At 29.1% G+C, this 17,066-nt stretch carries 11 protein-coding genes, 6 tRNA genes and 1 riboswitch; of the genes, 16 read left to right on the forward strand and 1 reads right to left on the reverse strand.

The annotated features are described in order from the left end of the window. The first annotated feature begins 1 nt into the window (after nt 1). The 13 genes from CLSA_RS02570 to prfB all read left to right on the forward strand — a co-directional run bounded on the left by CLSA_RS02570 (nt 2) and on the right by prfB (nt 11,887). Nucleotides 2-77 (forward strand) — tRNA-Val (locus CLSA_RS02570). A 22-nt stretch (nt 78-99) separates the two neighbouring features. Then, nucleotides 100-174, forward strand: a tRNA-Thr gene (locus CLSA_RS02575). 60 nt (nt 175-234) lie between these two features. Further along, nucleotides 235-319, forward strand: a tRNA-Tyr gene (locus CLSA_RS02580). 9 nt (nt 320-328) lie between these two features. Further along, a tRNA-Val gene (locus CLSA_RS02585) sits at nt 329-404 on the forward strand. A gap of 22 nt (nt 405-426) precedes the next feature. Then, nucleotides 427-501 (forward strand) — tRNA-Thr (locus CLSA_RS02590). Nucleotides 502-561: 60 nt separating this feature from the next. Further along, nucleotides 562-646 (forward strand) — tRNA-Tyr (locus CLSA_RS02595). Nucleotides 647-885: 239 nt separating this feature from the next. Then, nucleotides 886-983, forward strand: a riboswitch (SAM riboswitch). A 110-nt stretch (nt 984-1,093) separates the two neighbouring features. Continuing rightward, the gene (gene metK / locus CLSA_RS02600; protein WP_022743835.1) at nt 1,094-2,269 is read left to right on the forward strand and encodes a methionine adenosyltransferase; all 1,176 of its coding nucleotides are present in this window, start codon (nt 1,094-1,096) and stop codon (nt 2,267-2,269) included. Between the two features lie 315 nt (nt 2,270-2,584). Continuing rightward, on the forward strand, nt 2,585-4,813 hold the full coding sequence (recD2, locus tag CLSA_RS02605) for an SF1B family DNA helicase RecD2 (RefSeq protein ID WP_022743836.1): 2,229 nt from the start codon (nt 2,585-2,587) through the stop codon (nt 4,811-4,813). 18 nt (nt 4,814-4,831) lie between these two features. Beyond that, the gene (locus CLSA_RS02610) at nt 4,832-5,848 is read left to right on the forward strand and encodes a hypothetical protein (RefSeq protein WP_022743837.1); all 1,017 of its coding nucleotides are present in this window, start codon (nt 4,832-4,834) and stop codon (nt 5,846-5,848) included. Next, the gene (locus CLSA_RS02615; protein ID WP_022743838.1) at nt 5,821-6,477 is read left to right on the forward strand and encodes a ComF family protein; all 657 of its coding nucleotides are present in this window, start codon (nt 5,821-5,823) and stop codon (nt 6,475-6,477) included. Before CLSA_RS02610 ends, CLSA_RS02615 begins: the two co-directional genes overlap by 28 nt. A 351-nt stretch (nt 6,478-6,828) precedes the next feature. Continuing rightward, on the forward strand, nt 6,829-7,362 hold the full coding sequence (gene hpf, locus CLSA_RS02620; protein ID WP_022743839.1) for a ribosome hibernation-promoting factor, HPF/YfiA family: 534 nt from the start codon (nt 6,829-6,831) through the stop codon (nt 7,360-7,362). A gap of 576 nt (nt 7,363-7,938) precedes the next feature. Continuing rightward, entirely contained in the window at nt 7,939-10,515 is a 2,577-nt protein-coding gene (secA, locus tag CLSA_RS02625) for a preprotein translocase subunit SecA (protein ID WP_022743840.1), read from the forward strand. Nucleotides 10,516-10,791: 276 nt separating this feature from the next. After that, a protein-coding gene (gene prfB, locus CLSA_RS02630) for a peptide chain release factor 2 (RefSeq protein ID WP_144079371.1) occupies nt 10,792-11,887 on the forward strand; the annotation gives its coding sequence in 2 pieces (ribosomal slippage) (nt 10,792-10,869 and nt 10,871-11,887; 1,095 coding nt in all). Between the two features lie 517 nt (nt 11,888-12,404). Here the strand turns inward: prfB and CLSA_RS02635 are convergent. Further along, nucleotides 12,405-13,766: a M28 family metallopeptidase gene (locus CLSA_RS02635; RefSeq protein ID WP_022743842.1), complete on the reverse strand. Its 1,362-nt coding sequence runs from the start codon at nt 13,764-13,766 to the stop codon at nt 12,405-12,407. A gap of 389 nt (nt 13,767-14,155) precedes the next feature. Between CLSA_RS02635 and CLSA_RS23555 the strand changes: the two genes are divergently transcribed. The 3 genes from CLSA_RS23555 (at nt 14,156) to CLSA_RS02650 (ending at nt 17,055) form a co-directional block, all read left to right on the forward strand. After that, on the forward strand, nt 14,156-14,356 hold the full coding sequence (locus CLSA_RS23555) for a hypothetical protein (protein ID WP_022743844.1): 201 nt from the start codon (nt 14,156-14,158) through the stop codon (nt 14,354-14,356). A 529-nt stretch (nt 14,357-14,885) separates the two neighbouring features. Beyond that, nucleotides 14,886-15,590, forward strand: a complete 705-nt coding sequence (locus tag CLSA_RS02645) for a response regulator transcription factor (protein ID WP_022743845.1) — start codon at nt 14,886-14,888, stop codon at nt 15,588-15,590. Then, on the forward strand, nt 15,571-17,055 hold the full coding sequence (locus CLSA_RS02650) for a sensor histidine kinase (protein WP_022743846.1): 1,485 nt from the start codon (nt 15,571-15,573) through the stop codon (nt 17,053-17,055). The genes CLSA_RS02645 and CLSA_RS02650 overlap by 20 nt, the downstream gene beginning before the upstream one ends. Nucleotides 17,056-17,066: the final 11 nt, after the last annotated feature.

Raw genomic sequence — 17,066 nt, forward strand, 5'->3', positions numbered from 1 at the left:
TGGGCGCATAGCTCAGCTGGGAGAGCACCTGCCTTACAAGCAGGGGGTCACAGGTTCGAGCCCTGTTGTGCCCACCATTATAAAACTTTAATAAAATATGCTGGCATGGCTCAACGGTAGAGCAGCTGACTTGTAATCAGCAGGTTGTAGGTTCGATTCCTATTGCCAGCTCCAATCAAATATTAAGATATTTGATAAATGATTAAAAGTATCTTAATATATAAAACAAAATATGGAGGAATTCCCGAGTGGCCAAAGGGGGCAGACTGTAAATCTGTTACGTTTCGTTTCGATGGTTCGAATCCATCTTCCTCCACCAATTTATAATGGGCGCATAGCTCAGCTGGGAGAGCACCTGCCTTACAAGCAGGGGGTCACAGGTTCGAGCCCTGTTGTGCCCACCATTATAAAACTTTAATAAAATATGCTGGCATGGCTCAACGGTAGAGCAGCTGACTTGTAATCAGCAGGTTGTAGGTTCGATTCCTATTGCCAGCTCCAATCAAATATTGAGATATTTGATAAATAATTAAAACTATTTTAATATATAAAATAAAATATGGAGGAGTTCCCGAGTGGCCAAAGGGGGCAGACTGTAAATCTGTTACGTTTCGTTTCGATGGTTCGAATCCATCTTCCTCCACCAAAAAAGAATAAACTGTGTTTATTCTTTTTTTTATGTCTAGAAAAGTATGAGAATTTTGGATTTTAAAGTTGAGTGATATCAACAGCTAAGAGAGTATTATATAGAGAAAAGTGAATAACAAATGATCAATAATTAATCTTTAATCATTCACTATTCGCTTTGTATCATTAATTATAAATATAATATTGACTAGTATAATATGATATGTTATGATATGAATGAAAATTAAATTAAGGTTACTCTTATCAAGAGAGGTGGAGGGAAAGGGCCCTATGAAACCCGGCAACCTGTATTTACAAGGTGCCAATTCCTGTAGATTATATCTACGAGATAAGAAAAGGATTATTGAATTGTACTCTTCTTATCGAAGAGTTTTTTTTATTTCAATTAAATACGTTTAGATGTAATAAGGGTAATGATAAAGAGTTCCAATGAAGGGAGAAAGTTATGAAAAGATTATTTACTTCAGAATCAGTTACAGAAGGACATCCAGATAAGATGTGCGATCAAATTTCAGATGGTATTTTAGATGCTATTTTAGCACAAGATCCTCTTGCAAGAGTTGCATGTGAAACATGTACTACTACAGGTATGGTTATGGTTATGGGGGAAATCTCAACAAATTGTTATGTTGATATCCCAAAGGTAGTAAGAGAGACTGTTAGAGAAATCGGATATGATAGAGCTAAATATGGATTCGATTGCGATACTTGCTCAGTTTTAACATCTATAGATGAACAATCAGCAGATATAGCTATGGGAGTTGATGAAGCATTTGAATCTAGAAAAGGTGAAAAGGATGCGGTAGAAGCAGTAGGTGCAGGAGACCAAGGTATGATGTTTGGTTTTGCAACAAATGAAACAGAAGAATTTATGCCACTTCCAATATCTATGGCTCACAAGTTATCAAGAAGACTTACAGAAGTAAGAAAAAACAATACATTAGATTATTTAAGACCTGATGGTAAAACTCAAGTTACTGTTGAATATGAAGACAATAAGCCAAAGAGAATTGATACTATTGTTATTTCAACTCAACATGATGAAAAGGTATCATTAGAACAAATTGAAAATGATCTTAAGGAATATGTTATCAAAGCAGTAGTTCCAGCAGAATTATTAGATAATGAAACTAGATATTTCATAAATCCAACAGGAAGATTTGTTGTTGGAGGTCCACAAGGAGATTCAGGATTAACAGGAAGAAAAATAATCGTTGATACTTATGGTGGATATGGTAGACACGGTGGCGGTGCTTTCTCAGGAAAGGATCCAACTAAAGTTGATAGATCAGCTGCTTATGCTGCAAGATGGGTAGCTAAGAATTTAGTTGCTGCAGGAGTTGCTGATAAGCTAGAAATACAATTAGCTTATGCAATAGGAGTTGCTAAACCAGTTTCTATAACAGTTGATACTTTTGGAACAGGAAGATTAGCAGAAAATAATATAGTTGAAATAGTAGAAAAGGTATTTGATTTAAGACCAGGTGCTATTATTAGAGATCTTGAATTAAGAAGACCAATCTATAAACAAACAGCTGCTTATGGACATTTTGGAAGAAACGATCTTAATTTACCATGGGAACAATTAAATAAGGTTGAAGAAATTAAAAAATATCTATAAGAGTTAATTAGAACATCTATATATTTTTTAAATAGAATGAGGTTAATTTGAAACTAATTTGTTTTAAATTAACCTCATTTTTAATGTGTAGTAGACTGTTGGTTAGTCATTTTCTTTATTAAAAGTAGAGTGGTCGCTTTATTCTGTTTATTTAATGAATGGGATGAGTTATAATAATGAAACTTATACTTAATAATGTAGAATATTCAATTTATGATATAATTGAAAAAAATATAAAATAAATAATTTTGGTTAGAAATTAATTATTTGCGAGAAAATAATTAATATATTATATAAAAGATTTGGAGAGATTCTATGGAAGTCCTAAATGGTTTTGTTGAAAGCATTGTTTTTAGAAGTGAAGATACTGGTTATGTAGTTTGTAAAATAAGAACTGAAAAGAATCTGATTAATGCGGTAGGTACTGTTCCTCTTATTAAGGAAGGTCAAAATGTAAAAGTAACAGGAGATTGGACAGTACATAAGCAGTTTGGAAATCAATTTAATATTCAGGATTATGAAGAGCTTCTTCCAAATTCATTAGATGGAATAGAGAAATATTTAAGTGCTGGTATAATACATGGTATTGGTCCTGTTACTGCTAAAAAGATAATAGCAAAGTTCGGAGAAGAAACATTAGATATAATGGAAAATCATATCGAAAGACTTATGGAGATAGAAGGTATAGGAGAAAAGAAATTTCAAATTATATATGAATCATATATCGAACAACAAGGTTTAAAAGATGTAATATTATATTTTCATAAACATGGTGTAACTAATAATCAATGTGTAAAAATATATAAAAAGTTTGGAGTTAATGCAAGGCAAATAGTATCTAGTAATCCATATGTATTATGTGATGAAATTTCGGGAATTGGTTTTAAAACTGCAGATAGAATTGCTATGAGTATTGGAATTGCGAGCGATTCTGAATTTAGAATTCAGAGTGGAATTAAATATGTTATGAATCAGTTTTGTGCTGCTGGAAATATATTTATGCCAAAAGAAAATATAATAGAAGACTGTCAAAAAAACTTATTAGTATCTAAGGAGCTTATAGAAAAAAATATATACAGTATGGCAGCAGAACAAAAAATAATTGTTGAAAAAGTAAATGATATTGAAGTTGGATTTTTACTTCAATACTATTATTGTGAACTTGGAGTAACTAGCAAGATAATTACTTTAGGATTACAAGAGACACAAACAATAAACTCAGATATTGATTTTGAGATTGATGTTTTTGAAAAGGAGCAAAAGATACAGTTTGCACCATCTCAAATAGAGGCGATAAAAGGCGCATTTAGTAATGGAATAGAAATAATTACTGGAGGACCTGGAACAGGAAAAACTACAATTATTAAATCAATAATTCATATATATGAGAATAACGGAATGAAGGTGATTTTGGGAGCACCAACAGGTAGAGCAGCTAAGAGAATGACTGAATCTACTGGGAGAGAGGCAAAAACAATACATAGACTTTTAGAAATGGGAGTTTCAGAAGATGATGAATCAGTTTTTGAAAAGGGGGAATCATCACCTCTGGATTGTGATGTGATTATAATTGATGAAGCATCAATGATTGATATAATGCTTATGCATAGTTTACTAAAAGCTATTAATTTAGGTACAAGATTAATAATTGTTGGAGATGTTGATCAATTGCCGTCTGTTGGACCAGGAAATGTATTAAAGGATCTTATAGAATGTGAGTATATAAAGGTAGTAAGATTAAAAGAAATTTTTAGACAAGGTAATGAGAGCTTAATTGTGGTAAATGCGCATAGAATTAATGAAGGACATATGCCGTTATTAAATCAGAAAGATAAAGATTTTTTCTTTATAAATGTGGATAATCAAGAGAAAATTGTGGATACAATAATAGATTTGCTTAATAGAAGACTTCCTAAATTTAATAAATCGTGGGATAAATTAAGAGACATGCAAGTTTTAACACCAATGAGAAAAGGAACTCTTGGAGTTAATAATTTAAACATGAGGCTTCAAGAAATATTTAATCCGGCGTCAAAAGATAAAAAAGAAAAAACTTCACGAGATATGGATTTTAGAGAAGGGGATAAGGTTATGCAAACCAAAAATAACTATTCTTTAAAATGGGTTAGAGTTAATGGGGAAGGCGAAAATGAAGGCGTTGGAGTTTTCAATGGAGATTTGGGATTTATTCAAAGTATAGATGAAGAAAAAAAAACCTTAACAATCATATTTGATGATGAAAGAAAAGTTATATATGACTTTAACTTTTTAGATGAATTAGATTTAGCTTATGCAACAACAATTCATAAGAGTCAAGGGAGTGAGTTTAAAGTTGTAATAATTCCAGCATTTATGGGATCACCATTTTTAATGAATCGTAATTTACTTTATACAGGAATAACAAGAGCAAAACAGTTAGTTGTTGTTGTTGGTTATCAAAAAGCATTAATGTATATGGTTAATAATACAAATAGTATGGAGAGGTATTCCGCTTTAAAATATAGAATCAGGGACATAATAACCAAAGACGAGTTCGGAGAATAGTTGGAAGGAGTATATATTATGGGAAGCTTATGCAAGGTCAACTTAGAAGATTTAAAGTATGCTATAAAAAAAATTGATTATTGGTATAAAAAGAATATAAGATTTTTAACTATAATAACAGTTCCGTTTAATACATCATGCATTTTTTCTAATATAGTAAGCCAAATTTCAAATAATGGTGGAAATATATTATATGTATGGGGCAAAAAAGGAGAAAATAGAGAGTTGATAAGCTCAATAAAAGAATTTGATTCAAATATAACTCATTCATATATTGAAAGTGGAAATGCAGCAACAAAATTGACTTTTGTTAATTATAAGAATTTATTTCAAATTAAAGGTGAATATGATTTGGTTATCTTTGATGATATAACTTATTTTTCGAACTTGAGTAATGTTGCTATAATAGAATTTTTAGATATATGCTCCAGGTTAGGAGGAAGAGTTCTATTATATAGTATTGAAAAGGTAGCATTAATTGGAGAAAAATTTGAACTTGCAGCGTATAACTATAATCAACCTTTTTTAGAACCGAGGATAATAACTACTAGAATAGATTTGAATGAGGATATTCCATATAGCCTTTATGATTATTTAAAATGGTTTAAAGATAATAATCATAAGGTATGTATATATGTTCCAGATAAAGAGAAACTTGAAATAGTGTATGATTATTTTCAAAATAAGTTAAAGCTTTCAGATGTTAGGGTAATAAAGGTTTCTAAGCAGGATGAAATAAAAAGATGCGAAAGAGTATCAAAATATAAAGATAAGGCAATATTTGTAATAACAAATAAAATAGAGGAGTTACTTGAATACTGCTATGTTGATGATGCTGTAGTTCTGTTTTCTGATCATGAAAGATATACTTATAAAAAGATACTATATATATGTGGGCAAATGAGAAAGATAAACGCAAAATTGCCAGAGGTTTTATTAGTATCAAATTTTATTTCAAATGATATGGAAAAGGCTAAAGATATGGCAAGAGATTTCAATAAAAAGGTATGGGAAAAACGTTTAAGAGAAGTATAGTAAATCTATTACAAGGAATAATAGAAGTCATATATCCAATAGAGAATTATTGTATAATATGCAAGGAAAGTGAATGCTTTGGGATATGTACATCATGTAAGAAGAGCATTAATATAATAAGGTATTGTGAAGAAGAAGAGATACTTAGTTATGGATATTATGGTGGAGTATTAAAAGAATTAATATTGCAGTTTAAATTTAAAAGTAATTTTACGGCAGGTGATATTTTATCAAAACTTTTAGAGGAGTATATAGTTAAATATATTGAATATGAAAAATACATATTAACATATATACCATTATCCAAGAAATCTAAGAAATCTAGAGGTTTTAATCAATGTGAATATATAGCTGAAAAAATTTCCAGAGATTTATCAATTGAAGTCGTAGAAACTTTAATTAAGCAAAGAGAAACAAAAGAGCAAAAGACGCTTAGGAAAGATGAAAGATATGAAAATATAAAAGATGCATTTAAGTTAAAAGAAGGTATAAATCTAAATGACATTAATATTATTTTAATAGATGATGTTACTACAACAGGAATAACATTGAAAGAAGGATATAAAATATTAAAAAAATTTGGTGCAAAAGATATAAAACTATTGACGTTATCGAAAAGTCATATATAATATTAATGTAAAGCTAGGTTTGTGGTTGAAAGTCGAAGCCAGTCGCAGGCAAAACGATCCACGTAATTTAGGCAAAATGTCTAAGGAGCATGGTGCGGTATAGAAGTAAGTCCTGCCAGCATGTAAAGGTTGAGAGAGTTAGTAGTGAGGGATTAATTTCTATTAGCGAAAATTCCAGCAGGCGAGTGTGGGGTCAAAGACCAGGTCAACTAGCTTTACTTTTTTTACTTTTTAATTTTCAGAATTTACTGAAAAATATCTTGTTAAGCAAGTGTTGATATGTTAAAATATATTTAACACAAGGATATAAATTTTTCAAAAACTTTTTCATATAGAGAGGGGCTGAAAGTTATGAAAGTAACAGTTATAGCAAAAAATATCGAATTAACAAGTGCATTAAAGGAAATTGTGCAAAAAAAGATAACCAAATTGGAAAAGTATTTTGATCCTAATGTAGAAGCAAAAGCTACATTGAGTGTTCAAAAAAATAGACATATCATAGAAGTTACTATCCCGTTTAATGGAGTTATACTAAGAGGAGAAGAATCGACTGATGATATGTATAAATCTTTAGATTTAGTAGAGGACAAGCTAGAAAGACAAATTAGAAAGCAAAAAACTAAGTTATCAAGAAAACATAACGGATCATTGAGATTCGGTGAAATAAATAAAATAGATCTTAAGCCATTTGAAGAAGAAGAGGGCAAATTAGTTAAGGTTAAGAAATTTGGGGTTAAGCCTATGAATTCAGAAGAAGCAATTCTTCAGATGGATTTACTTGGACATAATTTCTTTGTATATCAAGATGCAGATACTAGTAAAGTGAATGTTATTTATAAGAGAAAAGATGGAGATTATGGTTTATTAGAGCCGGAATTCATATAAGAAGGTAAAATCAAAAGCAACAAGTCCATCTGCCAGCCTATTTTCTATCATACTGTATAAGTAAAGTGTCATAATACACTAGCTATGATGGCACTTTACTTCCTTGCCTGATGAAAAATGGCCAAGGTAAATTTGGACTTGTTATTTATTTTTATTTGCCTAAGTTTAAAATATTCTCATTCTACGTAAAATTAGGATGAGAATATTTTTTGCTTTTTAGGAAATTATAATATATTAGGAAATATATATTTATTTTGTTAGTGATTGATAATGATATATGAAAAATAAAAAGTTTATAATATTGTTTATATTTATGCTAAATAAAGACTTAAAGTATTTGATTATGAACTATTATGTAAATGTGTTGATGTATTATAGTTAAAGTATGGATTATAATTTATTCACTTGTTATTTTCTTCAATATTCAGCGTTTAAGACTGAATTTACTATAAAAATCAGGACTTTTATTGAAAAATAGATAAATAAAATGTTATAATTAAAAAATACGTTAATACTTGATTTTTAAAATGATTAGAAAGTAATTATTGAAATATAAGATTTCGAAAGGATGACATTATGGGATTATTAAGTGCCTTATTTGGAACATATAGTGAAAGAGAAGTTAATAGGCTTAGACCTACTATAAAGAAAATTAATGATTTAGATGAAGCTATGCAAAAGCTTACGGATGATGAGCTTAAAGCTAAGACTCCAGAATTTAAGGAAAGATTAAAAAATGGGGAAACTTTAGATGATATATTACCAGAAGCATTTGCAGTTGTTAGAGAAGCATCATCAAGAGTTTTAGGTATGAAACATTATGATGAACAACTTATGGGAGGAATGGTACTTCACCAAGGTAGAATATCAGAAATGAAAACTGGTGAAGGTAAAACATTAGTTGCAACATTACCAGCATACTTAAATGGATTAAGTGAAGCTGGGGTACATATAGTAACTGTTAATGACTATCTTGCAAAAAGAGATGCTGAGCAAATGAGTCAATTATACGGATTCTTAGGATTGACAACAGGTATTATAGTACATGAGTTAAATAATGACCAAAGAAGAGAAGCATATGGTTCAGATATTACTTATGGAACTAACAATGAATTTGGATTTGATTATTTAAGAGATAACATGGTTATTTATAAAGAAGAAAGAGTTCAAAGACCATTAAACTTTGCTGTAGTCGATGAAGTTGACTCAATTTTAATTGATGAAGCTAGAACTCCACTTATAATTTCAGGTCAAGGGGATAAATCAACTGAATTTTATAAAGTGGCAGATTATTTTGCAAAGAAATTAGCTGAAGAAAGAGATTTTACAAGAGACGAAAAAGCTAATGCAGTAATGTTAACAGATGAAGGTGTTAGAAAAGCAGAAGCAACATTTAAAGTAGAAAATTATGCAGATGCTGAAAATATAGAATTACAACATTATGTAACACAAGCTTTAAAAGCTAACTTTGCCATGAGAAGAGATAAAGATTACATGGTTAAGGATGGAGAAGTAATAATTGTTGATGAATTCACAGGAAGACTTATGGAGGGTAGAAGATATTCAGATGGTCTTCACCAAGCAATAGAAGCAAAAGAAGGAGTTAAGATTGCAAGAGAATCAAAAACTTTAGCTACTATTACATTCCAAAATTATTTCAGAATGTATAATAAGTTATCAGGTATGACTGGTACTGCGTTAACAGAAGAAAATGAATTTAGAGAAATATATGGATTAGACGTTATTGTTATACCAACACATAGACCAATAGCAAGAATAGATAATCCAGATTTAGTATTTAGTACAGAGCTTGGAAAAATTAAAGCAGTTGCATCAGAAGTTGAAAAGGTTCATGCTAAAGGTCAACCAGTATTGGTTGGTACAGTAAGTATTGAAAAATCAGAACTTGTTTCTAGTATGCTTAATAAAAAGGGTATACCACATAAAGTGTTAAATGCGAAGTTCCATGAACAAGAAGCAGAAATAATTAGTCATGCTGGTGAAAAAGGTATGGTTACTATAGCTACTAATATGGCTGGTAGAGGTACTGATATTAAGCTTGGCGAAGGTGTAGTTGAAGTAGGTGGACTTAAGATTATAGGTACTGAAAGACATGAATCTAGAAGAATAGATAACCAATTAAGAGGACGTTCAGGAAGACAAGGAGACCCAGGTGAATCAACATTCTTTATTTCATTAGAAGATGATTTAATGAGAATATTTGGATCAGAAAAAATCCAAGGAGTTGTTGAAAGATTAGGACTTCAAGAAGAAGAAGCAATTGAAAGTAAAATGGTTTCAAAAGCTATAGAAAATGCTCAAAAGAAAGTTGAAGGTAATAACTTTGATATAAGAAAAACATTATTAGGTTATGATGATGTTATGAATATTCAAAGGGAAGTTATATACAAACAAAGATCAGAAGTTCTTGAAGGTGAAGATGTAAAAGAAGAAATCTTAGCAATGACAAAAGAAGTTATAGGTGATGCGGTTAACACACATATCACAGGTGAATCAGCAGATTATAGAGAAGAATTTCTAAACTTAATGGTTTATTTACAAGACATTTGTATACCATCAAACAGTGTTAATTTACCAGAACTTGAGAATTTATCAAATGAAGAAATAACAGAAAATTTATATGAAATTGCAGCTAAATTCTATGAAGCTAAAGAAGAAGAATTTACATCAGAAAGATTAAGAGAAATTGAAAGAGTTGTTCTTTTAAAATCTGTTGATACTAAATGGATGAATCATATCGATAATATGGATCATTTAAAACAAGGTATCGGACTTCAAGCATTTAAACAAATTGATCCAGTTCAAGCATATCAAATGGAAGGTAGTGAAATGTTTGAAGCTATGATTAAATCAATCAAAGAAGAAACAGTTAAACTATTATTCCATGTTAAAATAGAAAGAGCACCAGAAAGAGTTAGAGTGGCACAAGAAACAGAAGCGGTTCATGTAAATGCAAATGCAGGTGGACCAACTGGACCAAGTGCTAGTAACCCAGGTCAACCAGGACCAATTGCAGGACCAGGAGGCCCAGCAGCAAGTCCAATTAGAAACGTTGATAAACATGGAAGAAATGATTTATGCCCATGTGGAAGTGGTAAAAAATATAAAAACTGCTGTGGAAGAGAAGTTTAATTTAGTTAACAGTTATTAATGACAGTTAACAATTAAGATTAAAAATTCTAAGGAGTTTTTTAAAGAATAAATATGTTATAATAAATTCCGTAGAGGTTTGAAAGAATTATTGTTATCAATTGATTAACAATTATGATTAAATTTCTACGGAATTTTTATTAAAATTAAAGAAATGCTGAAAGGAAAAGTAAGAATCAGAATTTTATATTTCGTATTTAAACTTTCTCTTTGAGCTTAATAAATAAACAGTTAACTGAATTAAAGGGGTGAAAATAGATGATTATTGAACTAGAAAAAGAATTAGCAAAGCTTTCTAACATAAAAAAATCTATAGAGGAAATGGGGGCTTCACTTTGACCGTGAAGGCTTAGAAAAACAATTGCATGAATTAGAATGCAAAATGCAAGAACCAGGCTTTTGGGATGATATTAAGAAAGCAGAAGAAGTTACTAAGCAAAGTAAGCTTATAAAGAACAAAATAGATAGTTTTGATAAGCTAAAATCTCAAATTGAAGATATTGAAGTTTTGAAAGAAATTATGGAAGAAGATGATGAAGAGTCTTCAAATGAAATAATAGAAACTATAAAATCAATAGAATCACAAATTGAAGATTATAACATGAAGATATTGTTATCTGGCGAATATGATAAAAATAATGCTATTTTAACTTTGCATGTTGGAGTTGGCGGAACAGATGCAAATGATTGGACAGAAATGCTTTTAAGAATGTATACAAGATGGTGTGAAAAACAAGGATATACTGTGGAAACTATAGATCTGATTCCTGGAGAAGAAGCTGGAATTAAAAGTGTTACATTGAAAGTTATAGGCGAATATGCATATGGATATTTAAAAGCTGAAAAGGGTATTCATAGATTGGTTAGAATATCTCCTTATAATGCAAATGGAAAAAGGCAAACATCATTTGCATCAATGGAAGTGCTTCCAGAGCTTACAAAGGAGCAGGATATTACCATAAGACCTGACGATCTTAAAGTAGATACTTATAGATCTGGAGGAGCAGGAGGACAACATGTTAATAAAACAGATTCAGCAGTTAGAATAACACATCTTCCTACAGGAATAGTGGTTCAATGTCAGAATGAAAGAAGCCAATTTTCTAATAGAGACACAGCAATGGAAATGTTGAAATCTAAGTTAGTTGAATTGAAAGAAAGAGCTCATAAAGAAAAGATAGAAGACTTAACTGGAGAACTTAAAGATATGGGGTGGGGAAGCCAAATAAGATCATATGTATTCCATCCATATAGTATGGTTAAGGATCACAGAACAAATGTGGAAACATCAAATGTTACAGCTGTAATGGATGGAGAAATAGATGTGTTCATAAATGCCTACTTAAAGCAGTAGATAGACAATATTGAATTTAAATATATGCGTAACTAACCGAAAGAAGTAGCATTTTGTTGTTTCGGTTACTAGAGAAAAAAGCTGTGGATTTCTATCAGTAAAAGTTGTATCATTGTTGCGTGTTCCCTAGGCAAGCTAGTGACAAGCAACAATGCAACAACTTCTACTGAAGAAATACCTACAGCTTTTTTCTCAATGTAACACTACACAACAAAATGCTATTTCTTTCTAGAATAGTGTATATTTCAAAATGTAAATTTAATAACTGTATTTTTCATGCAACACTCCGCAAAAGAACACCCTTTCTTTCTGGTGATGTGATTTTTTATAAGTTTAAGTCAGAAAAATATTTAATATTCGCTAATATTTATCTTTAATAATGAAAATCTATTTATTATTTATTTTTGATGATTGGAACTATATATATTAAATTCAGGTACATTTAGTAACTCCCAATGAAATTTTTCTAGTCCTGCGGAACATATATGTGTAATATTTGGGTTGGTATTGCAAGACTTTAATGATTTGGTTTTAATTTTGGGAATGTAATTAGAAATATAAATAGTATACTAAGTAATACTATTAATTTAGGATTGTATAATAGTAAAAAGAAATTATTATAAGCATAGCTATAGATTTCTTGTTGAATTATAGAATAAACCTGATTTATTGTATTTGTATCTATATAATCTATAGTATCATTTGGTGTATGAATTCTTGAAATATCTGAATTACATAGAGTTACAGCATCAATACCAGCGTTTGAAAAACTAGCGTGATCACTAGAATCTCTAAATTCTACATCATAATTGATATTTTTTTTAGAGCAAATAAGTTTTAATGAATCCAAAAGCTCAGAGGTAGAGTCGTCTTCTGTATCCTTACAAATTGATCCTGTCATTAAAGTGAGAGGGGTATTAGGTGCTCCTATCATATCAAAATTAATTACTTTACCATCTCTTATTATATTAAGATAATCATTAGCAAATTTTTGAGAACCTAGTAAGCCGAATTCTTCTCCAGTTAATCCAACAAATATAATATCTCTTTTAGGTTTAGAAAAACTAGATAGACTTTTTGATAATTCTAACATGAATGCAGTTCCAGATGCATTGTCAAGTGCACCATTATAGTGGTTTCCTAAAGCATCTATTCCTAAATGATCAAAATGAGCACTTATTACCAAAGGTGGCAATGAATTAGAGGTTCCTTTAAGCACACCAATTACATTAGAAGTTTGTTCTTCTTTTAATGTATAAGGTAAGTTTATGGTTACTGTATCATTATTTCTTAATGAATTTAAAATATCGTTATACAACTTTGTTGTTATAGTAATTGAAAATTCATAAGGAGAATTAACATTAAATGAACTTCTGAAATTAAAGTTGTTATCAGATGCAACACGAAATAAAAAAGCATTATTATTATGCTTAATAATAATTGAATTTACATATATTTCAACAATATCATCTTTAGTAAAAGTTACATTAGTAGTTCGAAAGTTAAGCATATCATCTTTGAAATCTGTTCCATATTTATACTCACCAATTATTTTTGTACCTGATTGTATAGTTAATTTAGGATAGTCATTATTTTTTATTGGAGTTGTAACTTCAAAAGATTCTTTGTAACTATTATTAAGTGAACTTAGATTATAATTCTTAAAAGATTCTTCAATCAAGTTAGATGTTTCAAAATTTCCAACAGTGCCTGTAAGACGTCCTTCATATTTATCAGAAGTTAATATTTTAATAGTATTCTTAACATTTTGTGGATTAAATTTATAATATGTAGTTTGAACAAATATAGAATAAGTTAACAAGGTAAAGCATATAGCTAAGCTAATATAATATGCAGATTTCTTTATATTTATTTTCACATTTATACCTCTTAAATTATTAATACATTAAAGTTTATTAATCCAGAAACAATAATATACTATACATAAGCAACTTAGAATTTAGAATTATGTGATAGCTAACCGAAATAAGGGGAATTCTTTTGCTCGCTTGCTACATAATTTGGATGTGGATTTCTAACAACAGAAATTGTGCCCATTCCTGCATGCTCCTTAAGCAAGTAAAGAACAAGCAAGAATGGAACAACTTCTGTTGAAGAAATCCTACAGCCAAATTATCAACGCAATGCTACGCAAAAGAATTCCCCTTATTTCTAGTATATAATATATTTCAAAGTTTAAATTTAATTCTTAGTTTATTTAGCTATAGGATAATGTGTGTGATATGTGACTAGGCAGTTTTATAGAACATGTCAACTAAAGAATATATGGCTGTAAGAAGTATACAAACATATAATGCTACATTAAGTCCAGGTTTAAGTATTGAGAGAATACCGCCAATTACTAATGCTAACATTATAAGTACACTAACAAATTTAAAAAAACCTGATTTATTTGTTATAAGGGTTGTAACAGAAGAAAACATAATAAAAATAAGCGTTAAAAAATAAAATATATTTTTTAGGCTTTCTGAATAAGTCATTATTTTAAATTCGTTTAAGGCAAGAACTGCAAAAAGGAATAATAAGAAGAAGGAACATATTTTACTTACGTTTTTAATCATAAACCCACCACCTTTTGGTAAATATTTACATAATAATTATACAGTTAGATGTATTTTAGGGCAATATGAATTTATGTTTAAAATTAAATTTCTAGTTTTAATAAGGTGTATTCAAAAAACGAAATTATAGATTTGGACTTTCACTTATCTGATTATAATCAGATTATTCGAATAGCCCGCTATGATGGAAATTAAATTTTTTGCCTAATGAAAAATAATCATTATATTTTGGTCTTGTTAATTTCTTTCATGTGCCTAATGTATAGAAAGAAATTAATATTATGCATTATTAATGTATCTAAATGTATGTTAAAATGTATTAATAAGGTACGTGAAAAAAGTAGCAATTCATACATATACATATTTGAATTGTTATTTTTTAGATGTTACTAATTATAAAGTAGGGAGTTGGAGTTGTGAATATTTTAATAGCTGAGGATGAACAAGACATTAGAAATCTTATTTCTTTACACATGAAAAAAGAAAATTATAATGTTTATGAGGCTTGTGATGGTGACGAAGCTTTAAAGATTTTTGAGAATGAAAAGATAGATTTAATTTTATTAGATATAATGATGCCTAATATCGATGGAATTTCTTTAATACAAAGGGTACGAGCTGTTTCAACAATACCAATTATTTGTGTCACAGCCATGGGAAATGATTCTGATAAGGTTTTAGCTTTAGGTTTAGGAGCTGATGATTATTTAGTAAAACCAATAAGTCCAATTGAGTTGACAGCTAGAGTTGAATCTAATCTTAGAAGATGTTATAAATATACAACTCAAAAGAATAAAGTTTATAGTACTGGAGAATTGAAGTTATTTACTGAAAGTTTTGAGCTATTTAAAGGTGATAAAAAGATAGAACTTAATCCAAAGGAATTTAAGATAGTTCAGTTATTAATTTCAAACTTAGGAAGAGTTTTTACTAAAAAACAAATCTATGAGGAAGTATGGGAAGAAATGTATATTGGTGATTCTAATAATATAATGGTTCATTTGAGTCACATTAGAGAAAAAATAGAAGATGATCCTAAGAATCCTGTTTATGTAAAAACAATAAGAGGAATAGGTTATAAAATAGAGAGGGTCAATGTAAATGAAACACAGCAAAAATAATAGAAGTGTTGTTACAGAATTATTTTTTACATATTTCATTGGTTATATTAGCCTTACTGCAATGATAATGATAGGAGTTTTTTTGTCTATTATCATATATGGAATTTTATGTACTTTTCCAAAATATAGTTCTGATTTTAAAGAATTGGATAATAAGTTAGAGGAAAATTATATGTCTATAACTGATGATGATTTAAGTAAGATAAATGGTTTTATAATAAAGATTAACCATCAAAATGAAATTGAATATTTAAAAGGCAATACTATAGAAGAATTTAGTTCAATAAATTTAGAGACGTATAGAAACATGTTTGGGATAATGGAAAATAATGAATCATCCTTAAATAATGATTTTAAATCAATTTTTATGCTAAATGATTTTAATAATGCAAAGATACAAACAAAAAATGATGGAGTGTATTCTATATATAGCAGATATATGCAGGAGGACGGCAGCTTAATTGTGTTAGGATGCCCATATAAAGAAATAGTAAAGGAAAATTTTATTACTAAAATAGTTTCTCAGAAACTGTTATTTAAAAGTATGCTTTTATTAAATATAATACTTGCTATGGTATGTGTTTATGTTCTTGCACAAATAACTTCTAAATCATTTGTAAAGCCGATACAAACTTTATTAGATGGAGTTATTGAATTAACAAATGGAAACTATGATGTGCGAATTAACATTAAGAAAAAAAATGAGTTTTTGGAGTTAACAAACGGATTTAATATGATGGCAGAAACTATACAAAACGAAAGAAAAGAAAAAGAGAAATTGGAGAAGATGAGAGAAGATCTTGTATTAGATATATCTCATGATTTGAAAAATCCACTTTCATCTATATTAGGATATAGTGAAACTTTGATGTATGAAGAAAATTTAAGTGAAAAAGAAAAACTAGAATATATAAGTATAATAAATAAAAATTCTCATAGAGCTAATAAGTTAATAAACGATTTGTTTGAATTTTCATTATATGAAAACTGTAATTATAAATTAAATGTTGATAAAATTGATATATGTGAATTTTTAAGACAGATAGTCACATTCTATATTTCGGAATTTGAGCAAAAAGAATTTATATATGATTTTGAAATAAACGAAGAGCCATGTTATGTTATGATGGATAGAAAAAAATTATCAAGAGCTATTAATAACGTTTTAGATAATAAAATTAAATATAATTCTAATGGAGCAAAATTAAACATCAAAACTAAAATTATAAATGATTATTTTTATATAGAAATATCTGATGATGGAGAAAAGATTCCAAAAGAATATCAAGAAAATATTTTTAATGCATTTGTAAGGCTTGATAAGTCTAGAAATTCTAAAACAGGTGGAACTGGACTAGGATTATCAATTACAAAGAGGATATTAAATAAACACAAAGGAGATATAAGGATTATAGACAGTGAAATTGGATCTATTTTTGAGTTTAAGTTACCAATTGTTAAATAATAATATTATTA

This window comes from Clostridium saccharobutylicum DSM 13864, assembly GCF_000473995.1.
In the GTDB taxonomy this organism is placed as follows: domain Bacteria; phylum Bacillota; class Clostridia; order Clostridiales; family Clostridiaceae; genus Clostridium; species Clostridium saccharobutylicum.